Annotated in this window: 25 protein-coding genes and 2 tRNA genes; 19 read left to right on the forward strand and 8 right to left on the reverse strand. The window is 44.3% G+C overall.

Annotation, left to right across the window (positions count from 1 at the left end; translation table 11 throughout):
- Positions 1-13: 13 nt before the first annotated feature.
- From PPM_RS08330 to PPM_RS08370, 9 genes are all read left to right on the forward strand, one after another.
- Positions 14-745 carry a response regulator transcription factor gene (locus tag PPM_RS08330; RefSeq protein WP_013370356.1) on the forward strand — a complete coding sequence of 244 codons (732 nt, stop codon included), beginning with the start codon at positions 14-16 and terminating at the stop codon, positions 743-745.
- A gap of 157 nt (positions 746-902) precedes the next feature.
- Positions 903-2,027 carry a methyl-accepting chemotaxis protein gene (locus PPM_RS08335; protein WP_014599606.1) on the forward strand — a complete coding sequence of 375 codons (1,125 nt, stop codon included), beginning with the start codon at positions 903-905 and terminating at the stop codon, positions 2,025-2,027.
- Positions 2,028-2,154: 127 nt separating this feature from the next.
- Positions 2,155-2,913 (forward strand): phosphate ABC transporter ATP-binding protein PstB, encoded by a 759-nt coding sequence (gene pstB / locus PPM_RS08340; RefSeq protein ID WP_013370358.1) that lies wholly within the window; start codon positions 2,155-2,157, stop codon positions 2,911-2,913.
- Between the two features lie 39 nt (positions 2,914-2,952).
- On the forward strand, positions 2,953-3,612 hold the full coding sequence (gene phoU, locus PPM_RS08345) for a phosphate signaling complex protein PhoU (RefSeq protein WP_013370359.1): 660 nt from the start codon (positions 2,953-2,955) through the stop codon (positions 3,610-3,612).
- A 175-nt stretch (positions 3,613-3,787) separates the two neighbouring features.
- The gene (gene polA, locus PPM_RS08350) at positions 3,788-6,442 is read left to right on the forward strand and encodes a DNA polymerase I (protein ID WP_013370360.1); all 2,655 of its coding nucleotides are present in this window, start codon (positions 3,788-3,790) and stop codon (positions 6,440-6,442) included.
- A gap of 71 nt (positions 6,443-6,513) precedes the next feature.
- Positions 6,514-7,344 (forward strand): DNA-formamidopyrimidine glycosylase, encoded by an 831-nt coding sequence (gene mutM, locus PPM_RS08355; RefSeq protein WP_013370361.1) that lies wholly within the window; start codon positions 6,514-6,516, stop codon positions 7,342-7,344.
- Positions 7,345-7,456: 112 nt separating this feature from the next.
- Complete coding sequence (locus PPM_RS08360; protein WP_013370363.1) at positions 7,457-8,254, forward strand: MntP/YtaF family protein; 798 nt, start codon at positions 7,457-7,459, stop codon at positions 8,252-8,254.
- Positions 8,255-8,264: 10 nt separating this feature from the next.
- Complete coding sequence (coaE, locus tag PPM_RS08365; protein WP_013370364.1) at positions 8,265-8,861, forward strand: dephospho-CoA kinase; 597 nt, start codon at positions 8,265-8,267, stop codon at positions 8,859-8,861.
- On the forward strand, positions 8,858-9,421 hold the full coding sequence (locus PPM_RS08370; RefSeq protein WP_013370365.1) for a lytic transglycosylase domain-containing protein: 564 nt from the start codon (positions 8,858-8,860) through the stop codon (positions 9,419-9,421). The genes coaE and PPM_RS08370 overlap by 4 nt, the downstream gene beginning before the upstream one ends.
- Before the next feature lie 117 nt (positions 9,422-9,538).
- Here the strand turns inward: PPM_RS08370 and PPM_RS08375 are convergent, their stop codons facing one another.
- Entirely contained in the window at positions 9,539-9,763 is a 225-nt protein-coding gene (locus PPM_RS08375; RefSeq protein WP_013309613.1) for an alpha/beta-type small acid-soluble spore protein, read from the reverse strand.
- Between the two features lie 105 nt (positions 9,764-9,868).
- Between PPM_RS08375 and nrdR the strand changes: the two genes are divergently transcribed.
- From nrdR to PPM_RS30595, 4 genes are all read left to right on the forward strand, one after another.
- Positions 9,869-10,336: a transcriptional regulator NrdR gene (gene nrdR, locus PPM_RS08380; protein ID WP_013370366.1), complete on the forward strand. Its 468-nt coding sequence runs from the start codon at positions 9,869-9,871 to the stop codon at positions 10,334-10,336.
- A gap of 129 nt (positions 10,337-10,465) precedes the next feature.
- Positions 10,466-10,541, forward strand: a tRNA-Ala gene (locus tag PPM_RS08385).
- 11 nt (positions 10,542-10,552) lie between these two features.
- A tRNA-Lys gene (locus PPM_RS08390) sits at positions 10,553-10,625 on the forward strand.
- 372 nt (positions 10,626-10,997) lie between these two features.
- A complete protein-coding gene (locus tag PPM_RS30595) occupies positions 10,998-11,159 on the forward strand; it encodes a GNAT family N-acetyltransferase (protein ID WP_414056452.1) in 162 nt (53 codons plus the stop codon).
- Here PPM_RS30595 and PPM_RS08395 read toward each other — a convergent pair.
- From PPM_RS08395 to PPM_RS08405, 3 genes are read right to left on the reverse strand one after another with little or no spacing between them, the layout of a single operon-like run.
- Positions 11,146-12,150, reverse strand: a complete 1,005-nt coding sequence (locus tag PPM_RS08395; RefSeq protein WP_013370369.1) for an alpha/beta hydrolase family protein — start codon at positions 12,148-12,150, stop codon at positions 11,146-11,148. The two genes, PPM_RS30595 and PPM_RS08395, sit on opposite strands and share 14 nt — an antisense overlap.
- Positions 12,134-12,799 (reverse strand): GNAT family N-acetyltransferase, encoded by a 666-nt coding sequence (locus PPM_RS08400; RefSeq protein ID WP_013370370.1) that lies wholly within the window; start codon positions 12,797-12,799, stop codon positions 12,134-12,136. Before PPM_RS08400 ends, PPM_RS08395 begins: the two co-directional genes overlap by 17 nt.
- Positions 12,780-13,574 (reverse strand): MerR family transcriptional regulator, encoded by a 795-nt coding sequence (locus tag PPM_RS08405; protein ID WP_013370371.1) that lies wholly within the window; start codon positions 13,572-13,574, stop codon positions 12,780-12,782. The genes PPM_RS08400 and PPM_RS08405 overlap by 20 nt, the downstream gene beginning before the upstream one ends.
- Positions 13,575-13,750: 176 nt before the next feature.
- On the opposite strand from PPM_RS08405, the gene PPM_RS08410 reads away from it, so the two are divergent.
- The 3 genes from PPM_RS08410 to PPM_RS29940 all read left to right on the forward strand — a co-directional run bounded on the left by PPM_RS08410 (position 13,751) and on the right by PPM_RS29940 (position 16,685).
- Positions 13,751-14,629 (forward strand): radical SAM/SPASM domain-containing protein, encoded by an 879-nt coding sequence (locus PPM_RS08410; protein ID WP_013370372.1) that lies wholly within the window; start codon positions 13,751-13,753, stop codon positions 14,627-14,629.
- Between the two features lie 230 nt (positions 14,630-14,859).
- Positions 14,860-15,837: a helix-turn-helix domain-containing protein gene (locus PPM_RS29935; protein WP_014599608.1), complete on the forward strand. Its 978-nt coding sequence runs from the start codon at positions 14,860-14,862 to the stop codon at positions 15,835-15,837.
- Positions 15,816-16,685: an ABC transporter substrate-binding protein gene (locus tag PPM_RS29940; protein WP_228392892.1), complete on the forward strand. Its 870-nt coding sequence runs from the start codon at positions 15,816-15,818 to the stop codon at positions 16,683-16,685. The genes PPM_RS29935 and PPM_RS29940 overlap by 22 nt, the downstream gene beginning before the upstream one ends.
- A 281-nt stretch (positions 16,686-16,966) precedes the next feature.
- Here the strand turns inward: PPM_RS29940 and PPM_RS08420 are convergent, their stop codons facing one another.
- The 3 genes from PPM_RS08420 to PPM_RS08430 form a co-directional block, all read right to left on the reverse strand.
- The gene (locus PPM_RS08420) at positions 16,967-18,103 is read right to left on the reverse strand and encodes a DcrB-related protein (RefSeq protein ID WP_014599610.1); all 1,137 of its coding nucleotides are present in this window, start codon (positions 18,101-18,103) and stop codon (positions 16,967-16,969) included.
- A 394-nt stretch (positions 18,104-18,497) separates the two neighbouring features.
- Positions 18,498-19,310, reverse strand: coding sequence for a DNA alkylation repair protein (locus PPM_RS08425; protein WP_013370373.1), 813 nt, complete (start codon positions 19,308-19,310; stop codon positions 18,498-18,500).
- Between the two features lie 75 nt (positions 19,311-19,385).
- On the reverse strand, positions 19,386-20,060 hold the full coding sequence (locus PPM_RS08430) for a Crp/Fnr family transcriptional regulator (RefSeq protein WP_013370374.1): 675 nt from the start codon (positions 20,058-20,060) through the stop codon (positions 19,386-19,388).
- A 205-nt stretch (positions 20,061-20,265) separates the two neighbouring features.
- Between PPM_RS08430 and PPM_RS08435 the strand changes: the two genes are divergently transcribed.
- Positions 20,266-21,348 carry an ankyrin repeat domain-containing protein gene (locus PPM_RS08435; RefSeq protein WP_013370375.1) on the forward strand — a complete coding sequence of 361 codons (1,083 nt, stop codon included), beginning with the start codon at positions 20,266-20,268 and terminating at the stop codon, positions 21,346-21,348.
- A gap of 87 nt (positions 21,349-21,435) precedes the next feature.
- On the opposite strand, the gene PPM_RS08440 is transcribed toward PPM_RS08435, so the two are convergent.
- A complete protein-coding gene (locus tag PPM_RS08440) occupies positions 21,436-22,323 on the reverse strand; it encodes a LysR family transcriptional regulator (RefSeq protein ID WP_013370376.1) in 888 nt (295 codons plus the stop codon).
- Between the two features lie 126 nt (positions 22,324-22,449).
- Here PPM_RS08440 and PPM_RS08445 point away from each other — a divergent pair, with 126 nt between their 5' ends.
- Positions 22,450-23,121 carry an O-methyltransferase gene (locus tag PPM_RS08445; protein ID WP_013370377.1) on the forward strand — a complete coding sequence of 224 codons (672 nt, stop codon included), beginning with the start codon at positions 22,450-22,452 and terminating at the stop codon, positions 23,119-23,121.
- A 357-nt stretch (positions 23,122-23,478) separates the two neighbouring features.
- Positions 23,479-24,225, forward strand: coding sequence for a DeoR/GlpR family DNA-binding transcription regulator (locus tag PPM_RS08450; RefSeq protein WP_013370378.1), 747 nt, complete (start codon positions 23,479-23,481; stop codon positions 24,223-24,225).
- Positions 24,226-24,227 lie beyond the last annotated feature (2 nt).

Here is a 24,227-nt window from a genome sequence, read left to right on the forward strand (position 1 = left end):
GATGAAGTTATTAATGGGACAACGTTTGCTGGTTATTGAGGATGAACCAACGCTTGCCAGATTGCTATCCTACAATTTGATACAAGAAGGTTTCGAAGTGGACACGGAGGATCATGGCAGTGCTGGGTTTGAAAGAGCCTCCAGAGAATCCTACGATTTGATCCTGCTGGATTTGATGCTGCCGGGGATGAATGGACTGGATATTCTCAGCAGACTTCGCCATCAGGGGCTGACAACACCTATCATTATTCTAACCGCTAAAAACGGGGAGGCTGAGGTGGTCCAAGGACTGAAGTCGGGTGCTGATGACTACATCACAAAGCCTTTTGGCGTTTCTGAGCTACTGGCCCGCGTAACGGCTGTACTGCGAAGAACATCCGGAGGGGATGAAGGAGTGTTGTCTGAACAGAAGGATGGCTCCAAAATTCAACTGGGCGAGCTGGAGATCTACCCTGAGAAATATGAAGTCATTCTTGGAGGTCAGTCCATCAGCTTAAGACCGAAGGAATTTGAGGTGCTCCTCTATTTGTCCCGCAAGCCGGGTGTGGTCCTGACTCGGGATGATCTAATGAATGCCGTGTGGGGCTTTGACTACATCGGCGGTCAACGGACAGTGGATGTACACGTCAGTTCCTTACGTAAAAAGCTGGAGCTTGATCCCGACTCGGTTCATATTGATTCAATCCGTGGAGTGGGGTACAAGCTGGTTGTAAATAAAAAAAGAAGCGCTTCTCATTTGTTATAAATGAGGAGCGTTTTTCTCTTTCCAGGCAGTAGCAGTGACTTTTATGTCCATTTTGTGATTTTACATTTAGTTAACAAAAATAGCCGTTAAAATCAACAAATGACCGATATGATGTTCCCGTCACTTCAAGTAGTTAAAAAAAGGGGACTTCAGAACGATGATAACGGAACCAAAGACCCAGACGAGTTCCACTGCCGTGATTGAACGTGAAACGTTCAAGCCGATTACTACCTATGTGCCATGCCGGGAGGTTCCGATCATTGGCACGGATATGTCTTGCAAAGAACTGTTAGCACTCATGAAAACACAGGAAGATATTCCCTGTGTCATCGTCGTGGATAAAAATGATCTTCCTTTGGGCATCATCATGAGAGATGCGTACAATCGTCATTTTACGGGCAGGTTTGCTGCGGCATTGTTCTATGACAAACCGGCTTCTATATTTGCCGATCCCAATACATTAATTGTGGATCTGAAAAGTCCAGCAGCAGAAATTGTAGAACAGGCGATGATGCGTGAAGTTCAGCGTTTTTACGATTGTTTATTGATAAAGGAAGGGACAAGATTACTCGGTGTATTCACAATTCGTGATATCCTGTCTGTCGTTCAGCGAATGCAAAGAGAAGCAGACGAAGACCGGGGCGATGTGATTCGACATAGCTATGACGGAGTCCAGCGTATTCGGATGACTGTTCTGGATGCAGCGAAAGAGGCCGATGACAGTGTGCAGCTAACCCGCTCAATGAGTGAATTATCCCGCCGTGGCAAAGTGGAACTGGAGGATGTTCTGCTTTCTTATCATGCAGTGACGGAGCAAATGAAGCGCCAGCATGAGCAGATGACGGCGTTAACCCAATCGCTCAATGATATTGCGGGCATGGCTTCATCCATTCGTGCACTGGCAGATCACAGCGGATTGCTGGCGATTAATGCGTCCATTGAAGCGGCTCATGCTGGTGAATACGGACGTGGTTTTCAGATTGTGTCTCAAGAGGTTCGGAATATGTCACTCCAGACCAAAGCTTTTTCTGTACAGATTACCGGCTTACTTACTCATATCGAGCAAATGCTGCGTGATACCGCTGAACTGACGGATACGAGTATGCAGCAGATTCATACAGGCTCTAAATTTATATCTGCCGGAACCCAAACGTTTTCCAAATTATTGCAGGCAGTCGATGAAATAGAGGCTAAAAACAGCGAAATGTCCCGTTCCGCAGAAGAAGCGGCCTTGAATGCAGCCGGAATTGCACAGGAGCTTGAACTCATGCTGAGTTCTTGATCATTTTACATACCGTTAACAAATCCACCACACTGAATTTACACACAGCTTATATAATCTTCATATTGTGCAAATCAGGTGCAATGCTTGAGGACCATAACTGCAACACGAAGGAGATCATAAATCCATGAATGATTCCGTAATCCGGATTGATAAGCTGAATTTGTATTATGAAAAATTCCACGCGCTGAAACATATAAACCTGGATATTCCTGAAAAAACGGTAACAGCCTTCATCGGCCCATCCGGCTGCGGCAAATCAACCTTGCTACGTACGCTGAACCGGATGAATGATATGATACCGGGAACACGTATTGAAGGCACCGTGAGCATCGCAGGTCAAGATATATACGGCGATACTATGGAAGTAGAAATGCTGCGTAAACAGGTGGGAATGGTTTTTCAACAGCCTAACCCGTTTCCCAAATCCATTTATGATAACGTGGCCTATGGCCCGCGTTTGCATGGAATTCGGCAAAAGGACAAGTTAGATGAACTGGTGGAGCAAAGTCTGCGGCAGGCAGCACTTTGGGAAGAGGTTAAAAATTTTCTGAAGCGTTCTGCTCTGAGCTTGTCCGGCGGGCAACAACAACGGCTATGCATTGCCCGGGCGCTTGCTGTACAGCCAGATATTTTACTCATGGACGAGGCGACATCTGCGTTGGACCCGATCTCGACGATGAAAATTGAAGAACTGGTTCAAGAATTAAGAGACACGTATACTATCGTCATGGTGACGCATAACATGCATCAGGCAGCGCGTGTGTCTGGTCGAACTGCGTTCTTTTTGAATGGGGTTGTAGTGGAGGCAGCGGATACTGAGACGATGTTTTCCACGCCACAGGATTCACGTACGGAAGATTATATTTCCGGGCGTTTTGGCTAAAGCCAAATTGATGATTATGCGAGAAGGGGTGACTTCGAAATGATACGTAGAAAAGGTTTTGATGAAGGATTAGAAGAACTGAGAGCCGTACTGCGCGAAATGGGTGCACACGTTTCGAAGGCGCTCGATCAGGCTATTGAATGTTTGCAGACCCAAAATACAGAAATGGCCCAGCAGGTAGTCAAAAATGATGCATCCCTCAATACAATGGAAGAAAATATTCTGGATATGGGCTCCAAGCTCATAATTACCCAGCAACCGGTAGCGAAGGATTTACGCCGGATCATTGTTGCATTTAAAATTTCCAGTGATTTGGAGCGTATGGGCGATTTGGCACTTGATATTGCCAAGGTCACACTTCGCTTGGAAGGGCAACAGGCGATGAAGCCGTTGGTAGATATTCCACACATGGCTTCCATTGTTAAAGAAATGATCGACAATGCGATCAAATCCTATTTGGATGAAAATACAGATCTGGCCTACAAAATGGCTAAAGAGGATGATCGTGTGGATTCCATGTACAGCCACATGATCAGCGATCTATACGCTTTTATGGTAGAAAAGCCAGCAGAGGCTTCACAAGCCATGTTGCAATTGCTTGTAGGACGGTACATTGAACGTATTGGTGACCATGCCACGAATATCGGTGAAAGCACTGTATATCTCGTGACAGGGGAGAGACCAGATTTGAACCAGTAGAGCGATTGGTATATAGCGGTTGTTTCCAACCCAGACTTGTCTTTGAGCAAAAGGCAAATTTGGCTAGGAAACAGCCGTTTTTTTCTGAAAAAGAGTCTTGTATGTTAAGATAGGAAGAGGAATGCGTAAAACGTAAGAACGTTACGAATGCATTGATGAACTTGTGAGGTGCGAAATGGATAAACTCATGCTTATAGATGGTAACAGTATCATATACCGGGCGTTTTTTGCTATGCCGCCGTTGACGAATTCAAGCGGACAGCAGACGAACGCGGTGTATGGATTTACGACAATGTTATTGCGGCTTTTGGAGGAGCACAAACCAACACATATCTTGGTTGCCTTTGATGCTGGTAAAATTACGTTTCGCCATAAAGGGTACGAGGATTACAAAGGTGGACGGGAGAAAACGCCGCCGGAGCTGTCCCAGCAATTTCCACTGCTGAAAGAGCTATTGACCGCCTTTGGCATTGCCCAATTTGAACTGGATGGCTATGAGGCAGACGATATTATAGGCACCCTCTCCAGAACAGCGGACGAAGCGGGTTTCAATGTGCTGGTTGTGACTGGCGACAAGGACATGCTTCAATTGGCTTCAGACCATGTCACGGTCGGCTTAACCCGCAAAGGGGTTACCGAGGTGGAAACGTACGGACCTGAGCAGATTCAGGAACGTTACGGCTTGAAGCCGCTGCAAATCATAGACCTTAAGGGTCTGATGGGCGATACGTCGGATAATATTCCTGGCATTCCGGGCGTGGGTGAGAAAACAGCGCTCAAGCTACTGCATCAATATGGTTCAGTCGAAGAGGTGCTGGCGCACACGGATGAGCTGAAGGGCAAAATGAAAGAACGCGTGGAGACACATGCTGACGATGCACGAATGAGCAAGGAATTGGCGACTATTTATCGGGATGTAACGTTGGACAAACAGCTGGAAGATGTAGTTTTCAGCGGGCTGCAGGCTGAGACGGCTGGACCAGCTCTGGCGAAGCTGGAGTTCAAGTCCCTGCTGGAGCGTTTATCCTTATCGGGCGAGGTTGGCAGTGCTGGAGTTGGCGTAGAGGAAGCCGCTGCAGACGTGACTGTATTGAATGAAGAGCGTATCAGCGAATTGGTAGAAGTGCTGAATAACATAAATGTGCTGCATGTGGAGACGCATGGTGATAATCCGCATCATGCTGAAATTGTAGGCTTAATATTTGCCGCAACGGGGCGGCAGTTCTTTATGACACTGAATGTTCTACAAAGTGATGCAGCTACCCCTATTCGCGAATGGCTTGCCGATCCTGAACGCAAAAAACGCGGTCATGATTTGCACCGTACAGACTTGGCTTTACACTGGCATGGAATTGAGTTTGCCGGAGCCGAATTTGATGTGCAACTGGCCGGATACTTGCTAGATCCGACAGACGCGAATCAGACGTTGAGTGGACTGGCAGCCAAGTATGGCTTGTCATCGATTCGTCCAGATGACGAAGTGTTTGGTAAAGGAGCTAAATATAAAGTTCCTGAAATGGATGTACTATCCGATCATGTGGCACGTAAGGCAGCGGTGATCGAAGCATTGGTACCCGTGCAGCAGGCGGAACTGGAAAAGACGGAAATGCACAAGCTGTTTCATGAGCTGGAGATGCCGTTATCACGCATTCTGGCGGATATGGAGAAGCAGGGGATTTTGGTGAATGTAGAGGAACTGCGCGCTTTGGGTAAAGAATTTGAAGCCCAGATTGCAACGTTGGTGGGTGAGATCTACAGCATTGCAGGGGTAGAGTTCAATCTTAATTCGCCCAAGCAGTTGGGTGAGATTTTGTTTGATAAACTGGGTCTGCCAGTTATTAAAAAGACAAAAACCGGGTACTCGACCGATGCAGAGGTACTGGAAAAGCTTGCTCCATATCATGATATTGTGCAAAATATTTTGCAATATCGCACCATTGCCAAACTCCAATCGACGTATGTCGAAGGATTGCTTAAAGAAATTTCGGAGAAGACAGGTAAAGTGCATACGTATTTCCGGCAGACGGTTGCGGCAACCGGACGCTTGAGCAGTCAATTTCCGAATTTGCAGAATATCCCGATCCGTCTCGAAGAAGGACGCAAAATCCGCAAAGTATTTGTTCCCTCGGAGCCGGGCTGGTCGATTTTGGCGGCTGACTATTCACAAATCGAGCTGCGGGTGCTGGCTGATATTTCGGATGATGAGCGTTTGAAAGAGGCTTTTGTCCACGATATGGACATCCATACCAAGACCGCATCCGATGTGTTCGGTGTACCAGCAGAAGCTGTAGATTCCGATATGCGCCGTTCCGCAAAGGCGGTCAACTTTGGGATCGTTTACGGAATTAGCGACTATGGTCTGTCGCAAAATTTGAATATTACCCGGAAGGAAGCGGCTCGCTTTATCGACCAGTATTTTGACGTGTTCCAAGGTGTTCGCCGTTACATGGATGATATTGTGAAGGATGCGAAGAGAGATGGATACGTAAAAACGCTGCTGGAACGCAGACGATATTTGCCTGAGATTAACGCCAGCAATTTCAACCAGCGTTCGTTCGCTGAGCGTACAGCGATGAATACGCCGATTCAAGGTACCGCAGCCGATATTATCAAGCTGGCGATGGTGCAGATGGACGCAGCGCTGCGTGAACGCAATCTTCGCAGCCGCATGCTGCTACAAGTACATGATGAGCTTGTATTCGAGGTTCCGCCTGAGGAAATGGAGACGATGAAAGAGCTTGTCCCGGCTACCATGGAAGCTGCATTAAAATTGGCTGTGCCGCTTAAAGCGGAAGTCAGCTATGGCAGCAATTGGTATGAGGCCAAGTAAGATATTTCAATGAGCAGATAGTCCCAATTTGACGTTGCTTCCGTTATAATATAGGGTGAGGTGAAGACATCATGCCGGAATTACCGGAAGTAGAAACCATTAAACGAACACTAAACGAGCTTATCGTTGATAAACATATAGATCATGTAACCGTAAATTTGCCGCGTATTATCCAACGTCCCGATGATATCGACGCATTTGCGATGGAATTGGCCGGCCACCGGATTACAGGAGTGGAGAGACGCGGTAAGTTTCTTCGAATTTTGCTGGACGGGCTGGTGCTTGTCTCCCATCTTCGAATGGAAGGACGCTATGGATTGTATTCACAAGATGATCCTGTGGAAAAGCATACCCATGTCATCTTTCATTTTAAAGATGGTACGGAGCTGCGTTATCAGGATGTGCGCCAGTTCGGCACGATGCACTTATTTCCGGCAGGACAGGATTTGCTGGAAAAGCCGCTAAACAAACTCGGTTTGGAACCGATGGACGAGGCTTTTACACCTGAAATGCTGCGTGCCGCTGTTGGAACTCGTTCGACTTCGATCAAGGCAGCGCTGTTAAACCAGTCATATGTGGTAGGCATCGGGAATATTTATGTAGATGAATCGTTATTTAAGGCAGGGATTCATCCGGCACAGCCAGCCAAAAGCTTAACGGATAGTCAATTTCGCGTACTGCATGAAGCTATTGTCTCCACGCTGGGCGCGTCGATTCAGGTTGGTGGCTCGTCCATCAAATCATTCGTCAACGGACAGGGCAAAACGGGCGATTTCCAGCATCAGTTGCAAATTTATGGACGTAACGCGAAGCCTTGCATGAACTGTGGTACATTGATCGAAAAATCCGTCGTAGCCGGACGTGGCACACATCATTGCCCGGTCTGCCAGCCTTTGCGCTAAACAGGCACAGTCACCCCAAGCCCATCCCTCTCATATATTGTTCCAAGTACCAATACTGCGAAGGAAGTAGGTTGCTGTAAGGCCCAGCCTTCGCAATGGGAGGGAATTTGGAGTGGCTAATCATTGGGGAGCCCTGCTGTTACTGGCATTTGCGCTAAGTTTGGACAGTTTCGGAGTTGGTGTTACATATGGTCTGCGCAAAATGAAAATTCCACAGTTGTCGATTGCCATCATCTCAGTATGTTCAGGTTTAGTGATCGGCATATCCATGCAGCTCGGCGCATTACTATCTCGTGTCCTGTCCCCTGTATATACGACGGTTTTCGGTGCTGTCATTCTGATCTGTATCGGATGCTACTCTTTGATTCAGGCTCTGCACCGCAAGGAAGATTTGACGGAGGAAGCAGCGGAAGTCCCGGGGAATCTTCGCCTTACGGAACAGGTTGATTCAGGGAATATATCAGCACTTGCGGAGAAAAAAAGTGCAGAGGATGCCAATACAGAGTCTCTAAGCAGCTCAGGAAAAGGCCTACCGAGAGAAACCTCTTTGGAGCTACAGCAAGAGGAGCGAACGTTATTTTCGCTGGAGTTCCGCAAATGGGGGCTTGTTATTCGGATTCTTCGAAGCCCATCTGCTGCAGATATGGACCGTTCCGGCAGTATATCTGCTACCGAAGCGGTTTGGTTAGGTATTGCATTATCGGTCGATGCGTTCGGAGCAGGATTAGGTGCAGCCATGCTTGGTTTTCAGCCCCTGTCTACTGCGCTGGCTATTACGTTATTCAGTGGTGTATTTTTAATTGCTGGTATGAAGGCAGGATTCTTCCTGTCAGCATTTCGATTTATGAAGGCGCTCGGTGTATTGCCGGCATTATTACTCATTATGATGGGCATATTGAAGCTGTTATGAGGTGAAGAGCATGAATATCGGATTAACCGGAGGGATCGCTACCGGAAAAAGCACCGTGTCGGCTCTTTTGGTCGCCAAGGGTGCGCTGCTGATCGACGCAGATGCCATTGCCCGGGAAGTCATGCTTCCGGGGCATCCGGTGCTGGCGGCGGTCATACAGCATTTTGGACAAGCTATAGTGAACAGTGACGGAACCCTGCACCGCAAAAGACTGGGAGAGATTGTATTCGGAGACCCTGTTCAGCGACAGGCACTTAACGATATTACGCATCCTGCTATTCGTGAGGAAATGCGTCTGCGCATGGAAGCTTATGAACGGGAGCAGCCGGACAAGCTTGTTTTGGCAGATATCCCGTTAATGTATGAGTCTGGGCTGGAGAGCCTGTACGAGGAAATTATGGTTGTATATGTACCACGTGATATTCAGCTCCGACGTCTGATGCTTAGAGACGGTCTGACAGAAGAGCAAGCAGAGCTCCGCCTGTCCGCACAAATGGATATCGAGCAGAAAAAAAGTTTGGCTGATATTGTTATTGATAATAGCGGAACACAGACTGAGACGAAGCGGCAAATTGATCAGTTTTGGCAACGAAAGGGACTTGCATGAACATTTTACGTAAGAAAAGAGTCCTGCTCATTTTGTTTGTCGGATTTGTCCTGATTCTGTTCCTCAATTCCAATTGGATGTCATGGTTTTACCCGATTCAATATAAGGATGAAATTCGGCAATATTCACAGACGTATGAAGTGGACCCATTTTTGGTGGCGTCTATTATCCGTGTGGAAACAAACTTTAAAACCAGCAAGCAGTCACACAAGGGTGCACTGGGGCTTATGCAGATTATGCCGAATACCGCCAATTGGATTATGGACAGTGCCCAGATTCAGAAGGTCCCGCTGGACAGTGTAAAGCACGAGCCTGGCACCAACATTGAGCTGGGAACCTGGTATCTGCATAACCTGTCTATGAAGTTTCAGGATAATCCTGTGGTCATCGTAGCGGCATACAATGCTGGTCCAGGTAAAGTTAAGGAGTGGCTGGATCAAGGGGTGTGGGATGGCAAAGAAGAGTCCATTAAGCAAATCCCTTTTGGTGAGACACGGCATTATGTACAGCGAGTCATCTACTATTACAGGCAATATACAAAAATTTATAATGAGTTTTAAGTGACAGGTAATGACAATATGAGCCTTTTCGCTTTAAAATGAAAAAAGCGCAGGACAGGCTGTTTTTAGCAGCCTATCCCTACACTTTTTCGTATTACTTCTTGATTATTACCGAGATTATTGGTATTGACCTGCCAATTGTTGTTCGGCGATCGTTACGAGGCGTTTTGTGATGTAGCCCCCGATCGAACCGTTCTCATAGGAAGTCATGTTGCCTTGGTATCCATCTTGAGGAATGCTGATACCCAGCTCTTGAGCGATTTCATATTTCATTTGCTCCAGAGCACCGGAGGATCTGCTGACTACCAGGTTGTTGGAGTTGCCATTGTTTCCTTGTGCCATTGTTGTTCACCTCCTCGCGACGTGGTAAACATATTATGATCCGTTTCGACAAAATTATTACTAAAAAGCTCCGGGAATTTATTGGAAAAAGGAAGTGATGAGATTATGAAGTGCCCGTATTGTGCCTACAATGGCACGAAAGTGTTGGATTCGCGACCAGCGAATGATAATAAGTCCATCCGCCGCCGTCGCGAATGCGAACAGTGTGCCAGGCGTTTTACCACCTTTGAAATGGTGGAAGAGACCCCACTGATGGTCATCAAAAAAGATGGCAGCCGTGAAGAGTTTAGCCGTGATAAAATGCTGCGCGGTCTCATTCGAGCCTGTGAGAAGCGTCCAGTTTCAGTCGAGCAGCTCGATCTGATCGTATCTCAGGTGGAGAACGCTATTCGCAACACAGCAGCCACAGAGGTGGATAGCCAGCAGATTGGTGAGCTAGTCATGGAACAGCTTTATCCTGTGGATGAAGTCGCCTACGTACGCTTTGCGTCCGTCTATCGGCAGTTCAAAGACATCAATATGTTTATGAAGGAACTGAAAACACTGTTATCCAAAGATACAGACAGCGACTGATCGCTGACTGTATCTTTTTAGGGCCTCGGTGGGAAGAGGATTATATTTTTTTATAAAAGTATTGACACAGGGTCGAATATTTTATATGATATAGAAGTCGCTTGAAACGTTAATTCATTTACATGTGACGGGGCCTTAGCTCAGCTGGGAGAGCGCATCGCTGGCAGCGATGAGGTCAGGGGTTCGATCCCCCTAGGCTCCACCATAATTTTATATGGACTCTTAGCTCAGTTGGTAGAGCAGTTGACTCTTAATCAATTGGTCCAGGGTTCGAGTCCCTGAGAGTCCATTCTTTAGAAAAAACGGCAGAAATGCCGTTTTTTTTGTTATTCATAGATCTGTTCCCAGCCTAACCAAGGACAGGTAAGGGTTGAATGAGCGCTTATCGAGTTTGATTATAAATAGCAACCCATTGTTTGTGAGTGTACTTTGATCGTTGTTTCAACGCAGTTCGTATTTTACAAATGAGTTGAGTTCCTTCAAATGAATTTCTAAATGAATTAATAGATTATGCTGAATTGAATTGAAATTAACTTTACATGGTGAGAATGTAGCTACTTTAGATATAATCGTAAACGAGGATGGAGAGCAACTGAAGGAGCTTTTGAAAAAAAGAGGGTACATCTTGCAGGATGGGAAAGAAACGACGTCCTAAGGTACGATACCGAAGTATAGAAAAATGGGGCTTGGAAAAGCCGTTATTTATGAAGCCATAAAAAGAGTCAAGGACAAAGGTGTAGAAAGAATCTTTTCGATGGGTTTTTCATTAGCCTATTCCAAAGAAATATGGAAAAAAAGAATATCATTGTTTAATGCTGACTGACATAATCGGCAAGAATCTTCAGGTACTCACTATTCACCAATTGTCTTGGGGCAAATATGGCTGTTAAGAAGGTTAGGGACTTGGAATGCGCGATTTGTTCATTCATCATGGAATGGTCAACTTCAGGCAAATGAATGACAGACAGCAGCTCTGGAGATATCTTTTGGCGATATACTCGCTCGGTGTCTTTTACATCTACGTTCATATCTTTTCCAGCCAGAACCAAGAGTACTGGGGATTTTAAGTAGCTTAATTCTTCCGTAGAATCAGAACGAAAATTTTTGCCTATAAAGCTCCATCTTTCTTTGGGAATTATATTCTCAGGATCGGCCATGCTTAGGTACTTTTCATAGGAAGCATGTTTTTTCAGTAGTTGTAGAATCTTTTGGTCGTAGTCCAGTCTCTTTTTAATTTGCTGCGGGCTAGCTCCTTCTTGTTCCAACTCTTTCCTGGTGTTAAATTGCCCTTGTGTAATCCAATTCACGGCCGGCGATACAAGGATGCTGAATGCAATATCATGCTCCTCTTTAACGATTTTCGGAATGACCCAGCCAGCTTGACTGGCTCCCCATAGGCCGATTTTGTGCTTATCAATCATCGGTAAGGTTTTGGCCCAGTCAACTGCATATCGAATCTCCTGTGCCCGGTCCTCCATGCTCTGCTCCAGCCAATTGCCTGGAGCGCCGTTAATACCGGGCTTATTCAGGGATAAGGAAGCATAGCCCTTAGAAGCGAACCTTTCCCACAGTGGTTTGTATCCATCATCATAGGTGTCATTGATTGGACCATCTCCATGGACAAAAACAACCAGTCCAATCTTTCCCGAGTAGTTCTTAGGCAAAGCCAGTGTACCTGTTAATACTCCTTTGGGAGTCGCAATTTGTATTTTTTCTTCCGTCATCTTGTAGGAATTTTGATATAAAACAATCAATATCAAGGCAACAACCAGACCTGCCACAATACCAAGGGTAAGCCTATATGTTTTGTTCAATGCTGTTCTCTCCTCGATTGCAGTTTCGTTCTTTCCAGCTCATTAGATGCCATACAGGCTCCTTGAACCAAAAATGCCGCCAATAATTATATTGGGACTGCTCTATTTCAAACGCTAGATTGTGGTACAAACGAATAGCCTGCTGGTTCTTATGTGCTACATGAAGTGTCAACGCATGGAAACCGGATTCAACCGTAAACTGCTGTGCGAAAGCTAAAAAACGTCGCCCGATCCCCTGATTGCGATGACTTGAGCGAATCGCCAAATGATCTATGTAACACTCATCTATGGCAGGCTTATATTCCAGCGCATGCATGCCTGTCAAAAATTTAAATACATTAAAGCAGCCAAACTGTTTTATAAGCGGAGCCAAAGAAATGAGATTGGCTATAGGAAGTGAAGAGGAGGGAGCCTTCCATTTGAGCGAAAGGACACCAACAACATCTTCGTTCTCTTTGGCGACAAATTGTTTCATAGATATAGAATTAGCATTTTGAACCCAAACCTGCATTAATAAACGCTGTATATCTTGATCCTCCAGTGCAACAAGAGCTTGAAATTTTGCTTTAAACGATTCCACTAAGAGCTTACATACAGCTTCATGGTCTTGCTCTTGATAAGCAACAATGTCATAGGATTGTGGACTCATGTAACGCCTCCTGCACATCCGAAATTTGTACTTGAATCTCATATTGCAGCTCGTTGCTGTCAAATATGGATAGATAGGATTTTTCCACCACAATGATTTTGCTTAAGCATTCATAGTGGTGCTGGGTCGCATAATGCTCCAGTTGTTGGACTTGGTGTTCTATCTCAGCGTCTTCAGTGGCGGAGAAGTGCTTGTAAAGATAGCTGCCTTCTTCCAGAATATAGTCAGCTTTTCCTGATGTCGTTTCATAATATAGCTTCACCTCTCCAGAATCAGATAGATAATGTAGATCATTTTCAAATAATTGTGGTGGGGCAGGCCGCTGTTCAAATAGATTCCTAGCCGTGAGTTCTTGATCACTCTCCAATGCAAACCACAGCTTTAAATGTCGAGTGCCCTGCAGCTTGAGTCGATACTCATTGTTTTGCTGGGTAAGGGTATAATGTTCTTTTAGCACTTTGTGAATAAACTGTTCGAGCAACTTTAAGTTAGCGATTTCATCCTGTACCTTCTGTAACGAATGTTCTAAAAGCTGGTTGTAATCATCGGCAGTATAGGAAGTCATACATTCTTCAATTTGACCGACAGGGATGTTTAGTTTACGTAGCATTAAAATATGGGAAAGTTGATAAATTTCATGAAGTCCGTACATTCGATATTGATTTTCATCTGTGTATAACGGATAAAGGATCCCCTTTTCCTCAAAATACCGCAGCTGATGTACAGATACATTCATGAGCTGAGCAAGCTGGCTGATCGTTATGTGTTTTTTCAATGATAGGTCTCCTTACTCATAATTGATAATTGAATAACTTCACTATAAACCTTAGGTCAGACCTAAGGTCAATAGAAAATATCCGCAGAGTTTACCTCTCGTTCATAACCCGTTATAATCATAAGATTAGTGAGCATAAACCAAATGTTCAGGATGAAGGTTAGAATGGGGAAATCATGTTGAAGACTTTTAAGAAGGTATACATTGAGATCACAAGCATTTGCAATCTTGCATGCAGTTTTTGCCCTCAGACACAACGTGTCAAAAAATTTATTGATCCGGAAGTTTTTCGGAATGTGCTTGATCAGGTCAAGCCGCATACGGATTACATTTATCTGCATGTAAAAGGAGAGCCTTTGCTCCATCCCAAAATTGATCTTTTGCTGGAGAGTGCGCATGAGAAAGGCTTAAAGGTCAACATTACCACCAATGGTACCTTGCTGCCGAAGACCGGACATAAGCTGCTTGGTCAGCCAGCCTTACGGCAGATGAATTTTTCTCTTCATAGTTTTGACGGGCATGAAGGTTCTGTGGATCGAGAAGGTTATTTGGGTCATATTTTCACGTTTGTCAGAGAAGCTGTGAAGCACAATATCATTATTTCCTTCCGTCTCTGGAATCTGACTCAAGATAATTTGACTAATGTGCAGCGTCAGCGCAACCGGGAGACACTGGAGCAATTGGAGCAAGAGTTTGGACTGGATTATCGGATTGAGGAAAAAGTAATACCGGGCAGTGGGGTCAAAATCGCTCCTAATGTATATTTGAATCAGGACTACGAATTTGAATGGCCTAGCCTGAGTGCTCCGGAAGATGACGGAAAAGGCTTTTGTCACGCGCTTCGCAGTCAGGCGGCGGTTTTGGTGGATGGAACAGTGGTCCCTTGCTGTCTTGATGGAGAAGGTGTCATTAACTTAGGAAATGTGCATGAGCAAACTTTTTCCGAGATCGTGGAAGGTGAGCGTGCAAACCGTCTGTACTTTGGATTCTCCAGAAGAGAAGCAGTAGAAGAGTTGTGCCGAAAGTGCGGGTATCGCAAACGATTTGGAACCTAATCATAGAGGTAGAACTTTAAGCGACAATAGAATGCATCACAAGAAAGAGAGCCCTTTTACAGGGCTTTTTCTTATATTTGCATAGGGGGATAATCAGCGGCTTTGACGATCTAGAGGAAGTTAGACGTAATGATTGCTTGTGAGAATGATTATCAATTATAATAAATTTATTCTAATAAATTGGGCGGGATAAGCAACACATCGGTTTGGATAGGGGCTGAGCGGTAGTAATGAAGTTGAACGATCACATTGTATTGTGGAATCATGTGTTTATACAGGTGATGGATGTTCGCCATAAGAAAATGGAAAAAGGGGAAGAATTGCGGAGCTATAGACTTCCGGTCAGTGCGTTTTTATATACGGTGCGCGGAAGTGCACGGGTATGGCTGGATGACAGTGTTCATAGGGTGGATCGTTTTCATGTCCTGCATGGGGGGAAAGGAATCTGTCTGAGCGTCATGACGGAGGATGTATTTGAATATTACATTATTCTGTACAAGGCAACTTTGGCCCTGTCTGGTCGTAAGGAGGTCGCACAATTGCTGGAAAGGGAAAATCCCTTTCAGAATCAGTATGCTTTCGCACCTCATTACCCGCTGCCCCTGTATGATAAAGTGAAGCTGTTGAAGCAAGAATGGCATAAGGGATCGGGACTTGGTAAACTGCATGTCAAAGCTTTGTTTCATCATTTTGTATTCGAGTTGTTACACCAACTGGATCGACAAGGTATTCAGCCCCTTAAGCCTGACTTGGTAGCGCAAGCTGTAACCTATATTCGTGAGCATTTTAGTCGGCCTATAACACTAGAATCTATTGCGGAGGACCTAGAGTGCAGTACCGGACATTTATCAAGGCTGTTCAAAAGTAAAATGCATACCAGTCCAATTCATTACTTGGGTCAGATACGGGCGAATCGGACGGCAGAGCTGCTAATGCAGACGGATGCTACTTTGCAGGAGATCGCAGAGCGTGTGGGATATCCAGATGCGCATTCATTAAGTCGCAGCTTCAAGAAATATAAGGGACTATCTCCTATACGATTCAAAAAAGGACGGCAGCAGCATATCCAGGGACAAGATCAGGTATGCCCCAAACGAAGCTTAAATATGCCCTTCAGCGGACAGCCTTCACACGTTATACTGATATTGATTATCAATATCGGTATCATGCGGAAGGGGATTTTTTCATGCACGGTAGAGGCAAAATGACGGCTATGATGATCATGTTGTGCTTATCATTGATGCTGGGGGCCTGCTCAGCTTCGACGAATACACATGGAAGCTCGCAGACGAAGGCTAATCATACAGTGGCAACATCTAACAGCGATGGACAAGCGGCAGTACAAACGCAGACAAGAACGGTTAAGACACTAAAAGGCGATGTAGAAGTACCTGCAAACCCGAAACGAGTGGCATCGGATCAGTATATGGGTCATCTTTTAAAACTGGGGATTATTCCAGTAGGGGTCAGAAGCTATATGCTTAATGAGGCTTGGATTGATCCATCGGGATATCCCAAGGAGAAGTTAGCCGGAATCAAAGATCTCGGGGATTTTCCTATGGATTTGGAGGAACTGACCGTTCTGCAACCCGATTTAATTATCGGCTCAATTGAAAAGAACATCGACAGCTACCAAAAGATAGGAACGACTGTGTTCCTGCCGTATTGGGAGGGTGAATCTACAGCGGGACCACTGGATAAATTCCGCAGAATCAGTGAAATTTTTGGCAAACAGAAAGAAGCCGAGCAGTGGATCGCTGAATATGAGAAGAAAGTTGCAGAGGCCAGAACCAAAATTGACGGTATCATTAAAGATGGAGAGACGGTTTCGATCGTACAAGTCGCCAATAAATCCATATATGTTTTGGCGGCGAAAGGCGGCAACTACGGAAGCCCAACCATATATCAAATGCTAAAGCTGCCACCCACAAAGAAAGCATTGAATATGAAAGAGGGATTTGAAAATATTTCACTTGAGGTTTTACCCGAGTATATGGGAGATCATATTTTTGTATATGGCTCAAAAGATGAGGGGGGCCAATCAGATCCTGCATAGTGAGCTATGGAAAGGTCTTCCGGCTGTAAAAAAAGGACAGGTGTACATGTACGGTTCATTCAGCAATAAAGGGGATGAGTTTGTGATGGAAGACCCCTATTCGCTGGAGCTTCAACTGGATACCATAGTTAATCTCTTATTAGCCCACAAAAAATAAAGGAAATACAAGTAACATCTTTGTATACTAATTGGGAGAAGCTTTAAGACTTCAATCTGCGAAAGTCATATAGAAAAATCCGCTTCACACAAGATTCCTAAGTGTTTGGCGGATTTTGTTATATCTATATTTCTTCTTCTCTATATGTTTTGGTATATCTTTGAAATTCAGATTTTTGATCATCGTAATAATCTGCTCTTGTCCAGAAAATAATTTGAGAGAACGAATCGGTATGCTCCAAATAAGTGATTAAATATACAACTTTCACTTTATCGCTCTCTGTCCATACTTCGTATTGCAAACCTTGATTCCCGTTAATATTGACCTTTATTGGTCCCGTCAATATTATCCCTTTTCCAGACCTTTTAAGTACTAATTGAGCTGAAAACTCAGCGTATTCTTTTAATGTGATCATTGAGGATTTCTCATAAGGCAGTTCAGATTTCCAATCCTTGATGACCGCCATGTACGCATCGTTTTTTTCATACCAGGCTTGAATTAATGCATCTGGATTAAGAATTAAACCAGACTTCCATACATAAGGGAGACGGATTCGTTGCTGGGCATCTTCGCTTTTAAAAGTTTTTAAAATAGTTGTTGAACGAAGATCAGGCTCAACTTGTGAATCGCTTAATATTTTCAAGGAGCTGGCTATTGTCGCAAATTCGTGATGTTTTTCTATAGCTGAGCCTCCCCTTGAATAGATCAATACTTGAAGATAATGCTGTTTGCTCTCAAACATGGCACTGAAGTAATAGACCTGTTGGCCCTTGAAATTCCAACTATAATCGGCTGTTCTGGCGGTTGTGGAATCAATCTGGATTGGGTTAGTATCCACAGCCTTAAAGTTTTCTAGGCCCAGTGCGGAGATTTCTTCACGTTGCTGTACGAATTCGTTGAGCGTCATATTATTTGCAAAAGCAGACTTGGGGACACGGAAAACCAGACCTACGTTCTTTTTTTCTTTGTCACAAACACTAAGCACCGAATCCAGTTGTCCTTGTTTAAATTTACGCCAGCCAGCGGGAATGGTGAGAGCCACAAGATCCTTATCCGAGGTAACGGTATGAGCCGACGACTCTGTAACGTGTGGGACAGGCTGACTTTCTTTGTCCACAACGGCTGTATTATGAGTCGTATTGTCTACATTAGAATTCGTGTGGACTGTAGTTACAGCATTTTTGGAATTGCAACTGGTAAGAATGAATAGTGCTATAAGTGTAACAATATAAAATCGAAAATAGGCAAAACTGAATTGCATGGAAATAACTCCCTCTGTTTCATATTTATAAAGGGAATTTTACCCTTTTATAAAATCATAAAAAAGAGGCGTTTGTCCTGTTTTACGTAGCTCAGTCGTTTATTGTGGTCGTCACTGTGACGTTGTTGACAGAAGTTGAGGAAGCGCTGGTGTTAAAATTGATCACCTCAACAACTACGGTAGCGCCAACTAATAAGCCAGTATATATGATTAGATTAGTAGGAGAAAGTGTCGTTAACCCGTCTCGCTGCAACGTTCCCAGATACAACACTGTCAGCTTCCAGATAGATTCGGATAATAGACATAGGAATTCCTCCACTCCTAATATTCCAGATGTATCTCATAGTCTATGTGAATATTTTAGATATGGATTGGATGGGGAGGAGTCTTCGATTTATTTCATTTTGTTCAAGCTTCTTTGGGCCCGAGTTACTATTCGCTTCGTTTCCTTTGTATCAGAAGTCATCAGCCATGTATCACAAACCTGAGTTACCCATTCCGGGTTAGTTTTGCTGGCATCATTCAGCCAATTGCCCACCGAGTCTTGAACATATTTGACTGGGTCGGATTGAACCGCTTCCAAAAGTGGAAGGGCCAGCTCGGGATGTTCTTTTAGTTCAGGGATATGCTTGGCCCAAACGCCTTGTGGCCGGGTTAATTCAATAGCAAAACGACGTATGTTAGCATCCTCATTTCGCACCCAGCTGTTTAACAGCGCAAGCGCCTCATCCAGTTGCAAGAATATAGGTTCTCTCATTGCCATCCAGGCTATTTCACGTACTCCGAAATGGGAATCCGCTGCAAATGGTCGAATGCCAGCTAATTTTTCTTCTAGACTTAAACGGGAATCAATCCCGATGATGTAGGCAGCCCAGCAGCGAATGCTGTCTGAAAGATGGGAGGCCATCGCGTCAAAGAGTCGAGTACGTTCTTCTAGCGCTTGTTGCTCAAACACATGAAGCCACGCCTGTGCTATTGCGGGTATCATTTTCATGATCTTTTTTTCCTTCAGATGATCCAATTCAGTCAAGAAGACATTGAATGATCGCTGCAATCCAAACTCATCCAGAGCGTTCCGCAGAAGAACAACATGATCCACAGCCAGCCATTCGGTAAGATTCACGGTCTCAAGCTGTCCCTGCTGTAGCAGTTGAAGTACATCAGTAGGGATATCTGTTCTTTTGCGAGCTCCTTTGCGGTGTAACATTTCATCACTCCATATCGTATATTTGCTGGTAGGTATACGATAATTCTTTTGTCAGGAGGAAAGATGTAATGTAGCTTACAACTTGACTAGCTTTTTGCGATGGATATAAATTGTCTTAAAACCGGTTTTAATGGCCTTTTCTTTGACAAGCTCCTGTAGAGCGGTTGTTACAGCTTCACGGGTGGCCCCAACCAAATTCGCTATTTCCTGGTGAGAAAGCGGAAAATCAATTTTATAATACTCATCATGACTTTGAAGGGCAAATTGATCACATAATTTTAAAAGAACATACATAATTTTATCTTGTAAATTCCCCAAAGCCAGATGCTGGGCTAAACTGCTCATTCCTGAGATCCGGTCACTTAGTACCTGAATCATGTTCATCATAAACCGGGGATGCTGGATTAAAAAATGTTCAAATCGGTCTGTGTCCATCAAGCAGATATCGCATTCTTCTATCGTTTCTATGTACATGTCCCGTGTCCCCAGCGAAATCATGTCCATTTCACCGAATACATTTCCCTCACTGAGAATATCCAAAGTGAACTGCTTCCCATCGGCATTCAGCTTGTAGAGACGTACCTTTCCCCTTTTCACAAAATAAAGCCCCTTGGAGAAGGTATCCGGGGTTTGAATAAATGTGTTTTTTTGTATAGTCGTAATAGAGGTCATTTGATCCATTTCAATCAAATCTTCTCGTGAGAGACTATGTAGCAAATTGAATTGGGATAAGTATTGAATGCTATTCATATGTTCTCCTTTTCGTTGCATCGAGTATACAGAATCATAATACTATACAATTATAGCTTCTCTAAGGTACTTTCACCTATACTACTCACTTGTTTGCATTAAAAGTGAGCGAATAAACTGGGAAGTCAGGCGGATTTATGTAAAGGGGAGATTGGTATAAAATAGATTTACATGATAATAGATACATAAAGAGTGAGGGTATATAATGATCCAATTAAAAGATATTGGCAAATTTGACGTTCTTCCCGAAATCGCAATGCATATTGTAGAAGGCAATATATCGGCATTACGCCAAGCGCTGACCGAAGGCTGGGATATAGAACAAGAAATTAAACTCAGCAAACATACGACGTTAAGTCCATTAGACCTTGCGCTTATTTCTCAGCGAATGGACGTGTTAAAGCTGTTGGTGGAGCAGGGAGTTCAACTCAATGCAAAAGATCGCCCTGCATTTTTAACAGCTGTTCGCTACTGCTCAGAAGAGATTGTCCGCTATGTGGTGGCCCATGGTGCCAAGCTGGACGGAAAAAATCAAGTCAAATCTGGTGCCTATGAGCAAGCCTATTATGGCAATAAAAAGAATATCCCGCTGATTCACGAACTTGGCCTCGATATAAAGCAGCATGGGGGAGCAACGCTGCGCAACGCAGTTAGTAACCATGACCTGAACACTGTAGCACTACTGTTGGAGCATGGTGCAGATATTAATTACAATGCCTCTGATATGGTGTATCCCTATAAAGCGACTCCTTTAACTGTAGCAGCACGAAATAATGATTTTGCGATGGTTAAGTACCTAGTAGAGCATGGGGCTGACGTGACACTGGCAGAAAAAGGTGGAGATCGGGCATATACGATTGCTGTTAGCAATAAGAACGTGGAAATGGCCGAATATCTAAAGTCTGTGGAACCGCCAGCGTTTCATAATCTGGAGAATAAACAACATGCTTTAAAAAGCTACAAGCTTCCGAAGGATCTTACAGCCTTTCTAATGGGAGACCAGCGCCGTGTAGACCTGCCAGAAAATGATTTAGGTATCCAATTTGTTGAGTTTTTCTCTTTCATAGATACGGTTGAAATGAAAGTAGGTCGGCAAAAGCTGTTGCGTTTGTCTCTAGAAGTAGATAACTATTCGGATATCCTTTTGGTGTGGAATCCCAAGCACAAGTGTCTGGGCTATTACGATGAAGAACATCAGGAATATGCGGATGTATGCAGCTTTGCTGAGTTTCTTGCGCAGCCGGGAGATTACCTGGAGAAGATGATTGAGGGTGAATATTTATCATAACAAGGTGAGCCATGAATGCGGTATGCACGCAGTCATGGCTCTTGTTATTAAAAGAAGGTGCAAGTGTACACAGGTATCCTATGCTTATCAAGAATGATTGCGAATAAGCTGGATGAAATTCTGGGTAGCCGCTGATAGTGGCTCATTTTTGCGAGTACAAATAGCGATTGAATTGAGAAGCTGGACACCCTCCACATATACCCGACATAGCTCACCGCGTTCTACATATTCACGCACGACTAGTGAGGACACAAAGTTTGCACCATAACCGGCAATCACTGCGGTAATCGCCTCATGCAGCCCTGTGAAGTTAAGTGTGACTTTGGGAGCAGGGGCATTGTAGGTTCGACATAAGGAAAACAATCTCTCTCGTGTCGAGCTTCCCTTCTCACGCATAACAAAGGGCTCCTGCATCATTTCCAATAATGAAACCTGCTGATTCGCATACCGATGATCCGGCGCTACTACAAACCATAGCTCATCACGAAACAATTCTTCGGTCTGAATCGTATCGGAGTACTGCTCAGGCAGTCCTCCATAGATCGCCAAATCTACTTCGATATTCAATAGATGCTGCAAGGCATCATTGGAGTTCGTGGTATGAATCGTCATTTCAACTTGTTCATATTGCTGTTTGAATTTTGCGATCCAGGCCGGAATGAGGAAATGAGCCGGTAAATAAGTAGCAGCCAGCCGAATATGACCATGGGCTCCGTCACGATAATCCTGTGAAAATTGTTCGATTTGCTGTTCGACAGCAAAAAGCCGTTTGGCGAGAACAGCAAGCTTTTCACCAGCATCGGTTAAGGTAATCCCTCTTCCCATGGGCACGAGCAGTGTGAGGGATATTTCTTTTTCGAATTTTTTAATCTGGGCTGTTATCGCAGGTTGGCTAATATTTAATAGTTCAGAGGCACGTGTCACACTCCTTGTAGAGGCGACCACGTGAAATAAGCGTAATGCATGCAGGTTCAAGACCGGACTCCTTTCTGATTAACTCATACATTTAAATTATGAATAGAACAAAAACATATATTATTTTTATAATAGTAATTCATTTACAATCAAATTGTAAGTTAAAGCCAAAGGAGAGTGGAGCAAATGCATTCAACGAATACGTGGGAACAAGTAGATCAGTATATCTCGGAGCGTCTTATTCCGCATGATGCTGTCTTGGAAAAGGTATTGGCAACTAACCAACAGGCAGGATTACCTCCGCATGATGTGTCGCCTAATCAGGGAAAGCTATTAAATATCTTAGCTCAAATGCAAGGTGCACGACGTGTGTTGGAGATTGGTACCTTGGGAGGCTACAGTACAATCTGGCTGGGTAGGGCGTTGCCGACAGATGGAAAAATAGTTACGCTGGAAGCCCATCCGGTTCATGCTAAAATCGCTCGGTCGAATATATCGTTGGCTCAGTTGGATGGAATGGTGGAACTTCGAGAGGGAGACGCATTGGAGCAGTTGACACAAATGAAGGATGAGAGCGTTGCACCTTTTGATCTCATTTTTATTGATGCGGATAAACCCAATAATCCATTATATCTAGAGTGGGCACTTCGTTTTTCACGTTCTGGCACCGTTATTATCGGGGACAATGTTGTCCGTGAAGGGGAGATCATTCAAGCTTACAGCACAGACCCTCGTGTGCAGGGCGTAAGAAAGTTTTATGATTTGCTGGCTGAGGAATCGAGAATTACAGCTACAGCCATTCAGACCGTGGGGAGCAAGGGATATGATGGTTTCGTTATTGGAATCGTTAAGGAGTGAGTGTCAGGGACGTTAAGCGTCCAAAGAGCTAAATACTGAGGACGAAGTCCTGGTGATTAGCTCTTTTCTGACTAAATAAGGTTGGGACGAATGGTACGTAGAATGGTAAAATAGTGCTAATTGAAGTGTCAGAACGTTTTTGAACGTTTACTGCTGAATTTCCATGTAAGAAGAATGAATTTACATAAAAGCAGATGAAATTTCTTTAAAATGTAAACGCAATCATGCTGATTAGAGTAGGAATTCACCATTTTGTAAAAAAATGAAGTTGGAATGAATTTTTTTGAATCTTTTTGAAGAAAAATGATTGTTTTTTGCTAGGTTTGTGGTACGATAAGAACAGTTGGGGGAATGAAGATGCTGACGGAAGAAAGATACAAGTTAATAATACAGCGCTTACAAGAACGTGGTGTTGTAAAGTTGCAGGAATTGGCTGATCTCTTGGGAGCTTCTGAGTCAACGATTCGGCGTGATTTGATAGATCTTGAAGGCCGTCAGTTGTTAAAGCGGATTCATGGAGGGGCAACCTTGCTGAATCAGAAAAGTCAGGAACCCGGCATGGAAGAAAAAACGTTCAAAAACGTTCAACAAAAAAACGCAGTCGCCCGTATGGCAGCTAAAGAAATTTTGGATGGTGAATGTATCTATCTGGATGCGGGAACAACAACGATGGCGATGATTCCTTACATTGAAGCTAAAGACGTGACGGTCGTGACAAACGGTCTCTCCCACGTAGAAGCACTGGTAAGCAAACGAATTAGAAGCTATCTACTGGGAGGGATGATGAAAATTCATACCAAAGCCGTAATCGGGAGTATTGCCCTACAGAATCTGGACAATTTTCGATTCGACAAGTGCTTTCTGGGAACGAACGGGGTAGATGTGGAGATGGGGTATACGACTCCTGATCCTGAAGAGGCGCTGATCAAGCGGCGTGCCCATCAGCTGTCCGGCAAAACATATGTGTTGGCCGATTCCAGCAAAATTGGAGAAGTAACGTTCGCCAAACTATTCGATCTCAAGGAAGCTATCCTTATTACTGAGTCGGTGCCAGAACGTTCACGCCGATCCATAGCTCAGAAAACTAAGATAATCGAGGGATAACA

This window comes from Paenibacillus polymyxa M1 (assembly GCF_000237325.1).
Taxonomy (GTDB): domain Bacteria; phylum Bacillota; class Bacilli; order Paenibacillales; family Paenibacillaceae; genus Paenibacillus; species Paenibacillus polymyxa_C.

Bases quoted from the DNA above. Each gene is read 5' to 3' on its own strand.
- PPM_RS08330 (WP_013370356.1), top strand. From the start codon at position 14: ATGGGACAACGTTTGCTGGTTATTGAGGATGAACCAACGCTTGCCAGA.
- PPM_RS08335 (WP_014599606.1), top strand. From the start codon at position 903: ATGATAACGGAACCAAAGACCCAGACGAGTTCCACTGCCGTGATTGAA.
- pstB (WP_013370358.1), top strand. From the start codon at position 2,155: ATGAATGATTCCGTAATCCGGATTGATAAGCTGAATTTGTATTATGAA.
- phoU (WP_013370359.1), top strand. From the start codon at position 2,953: ATGATACGTAGAAAAGGTTTTGATGAAGGATTAGAAGAACTGAGAGCC.
- polA (WP_013370360.1), top strand. From the start codon at position 3,788: ATGGATAAACTCATGCTTATAGATGGTAACAGTATCATATACCGGGCG.
- mutM (WP_013370361.1), top strand. From the start codon at position 6,514: ATGCCGGAATTACCGGAAGTAGAAACCATTAAACGAACACTAAACGAG.
- coaE (WP_013370364.1), top strand. From the start codon at position 8,265: ATGAATATCGGATTAACCGGAGGGATCGCTACCGGAAAAAGCACCGTG.
- PPM_RS08370 (WP_013370365.1), top strand. From the start codon at position 8,858: ATGAACATTTTACGTAAGAAAAGAGTCCTGCTCATTTTGTTTGTCGGA.
- PPM_RS08375 (WP_013309613.1), bottom strand. From the start codon at position 9,763: ATGGCACAAGGAAACAATGGCAACTCCAACAACCTGGTAGTCAGCAGA.
- nrdR (WP_013370366.1), top strand. From the start codon at position 9,869: ATGAAGTGCCCGTATTGTGCCTACAATGGCACGAAAGTGTTGGATTCG.
- PPM_RS08400 (WP_013370370.1), bottom strand. From the start codon at position 12,799: ATGAGTCCACAATCCTATGACATTGTTGCTTATCAAGAGCAAGACCAT.
- PPM_RS08410 (WP_013370372.1), top strand. From the start codon at position 13,751: ATGTTGAAGACTTTTAAGAAGGTATACATTGAGATCACAAGCATTTGC.
- PPM_RS29935 (WP_014599608.1), top strand. From the start codon at position 14,860: ATGAAGTTGAACGATCACATTGTATTGTGGAATCATGTGTTTATACAG.
- PPM_RS29940 (WP_228392892.1), top strand. From the start codon at position 15,816: ATGCACGGTAGAGGCAAAATGACGGCTATGATGATCATGTTGTGCTTA.
- PPM_RS08420 (WP_014599610.1), bottom strand. From the start codon at position 18,103: ATGCAATTCAGTTTTGCCTATTTTCGATTTTATATTGTTACACTTATA.
- PPM_RS08425 (WP_013370373.1), bottom strand. From the start codon at position 19,310: ATGTTACACCGCAAAGGAGCTCGCAAAAGAACAGATATCCCTACTGAT.
- PPM_RS08430 (WP_013370374.1), bottom strand. From the start codon at position 20,060: ATGAATAGCATTCAATACTTATCCCAATTCAATTTGCTACATAGTCTC.
- PPM_RS08435 (WP_013370375.1), top strand. From the start codon at position 20,266: ATGATCCAATTAAAAGATATTGGCAAATTTGACGTTCTTCCCGAAATC.
- PPM_RS08445 (WP_013370377.1), top strand. From the start codon at position 22,450: ATGCATTCAACGAATACGTGGGAACAAGTAGATCAGTATATCTCGGAG.
- PPM_RS08450 (WP_013370378.1), top strand. From the start codon at position 23,479: ATGCTGACGGAAGAAAGATACAAGTTAATAATACAGCGCTTACAAGAA.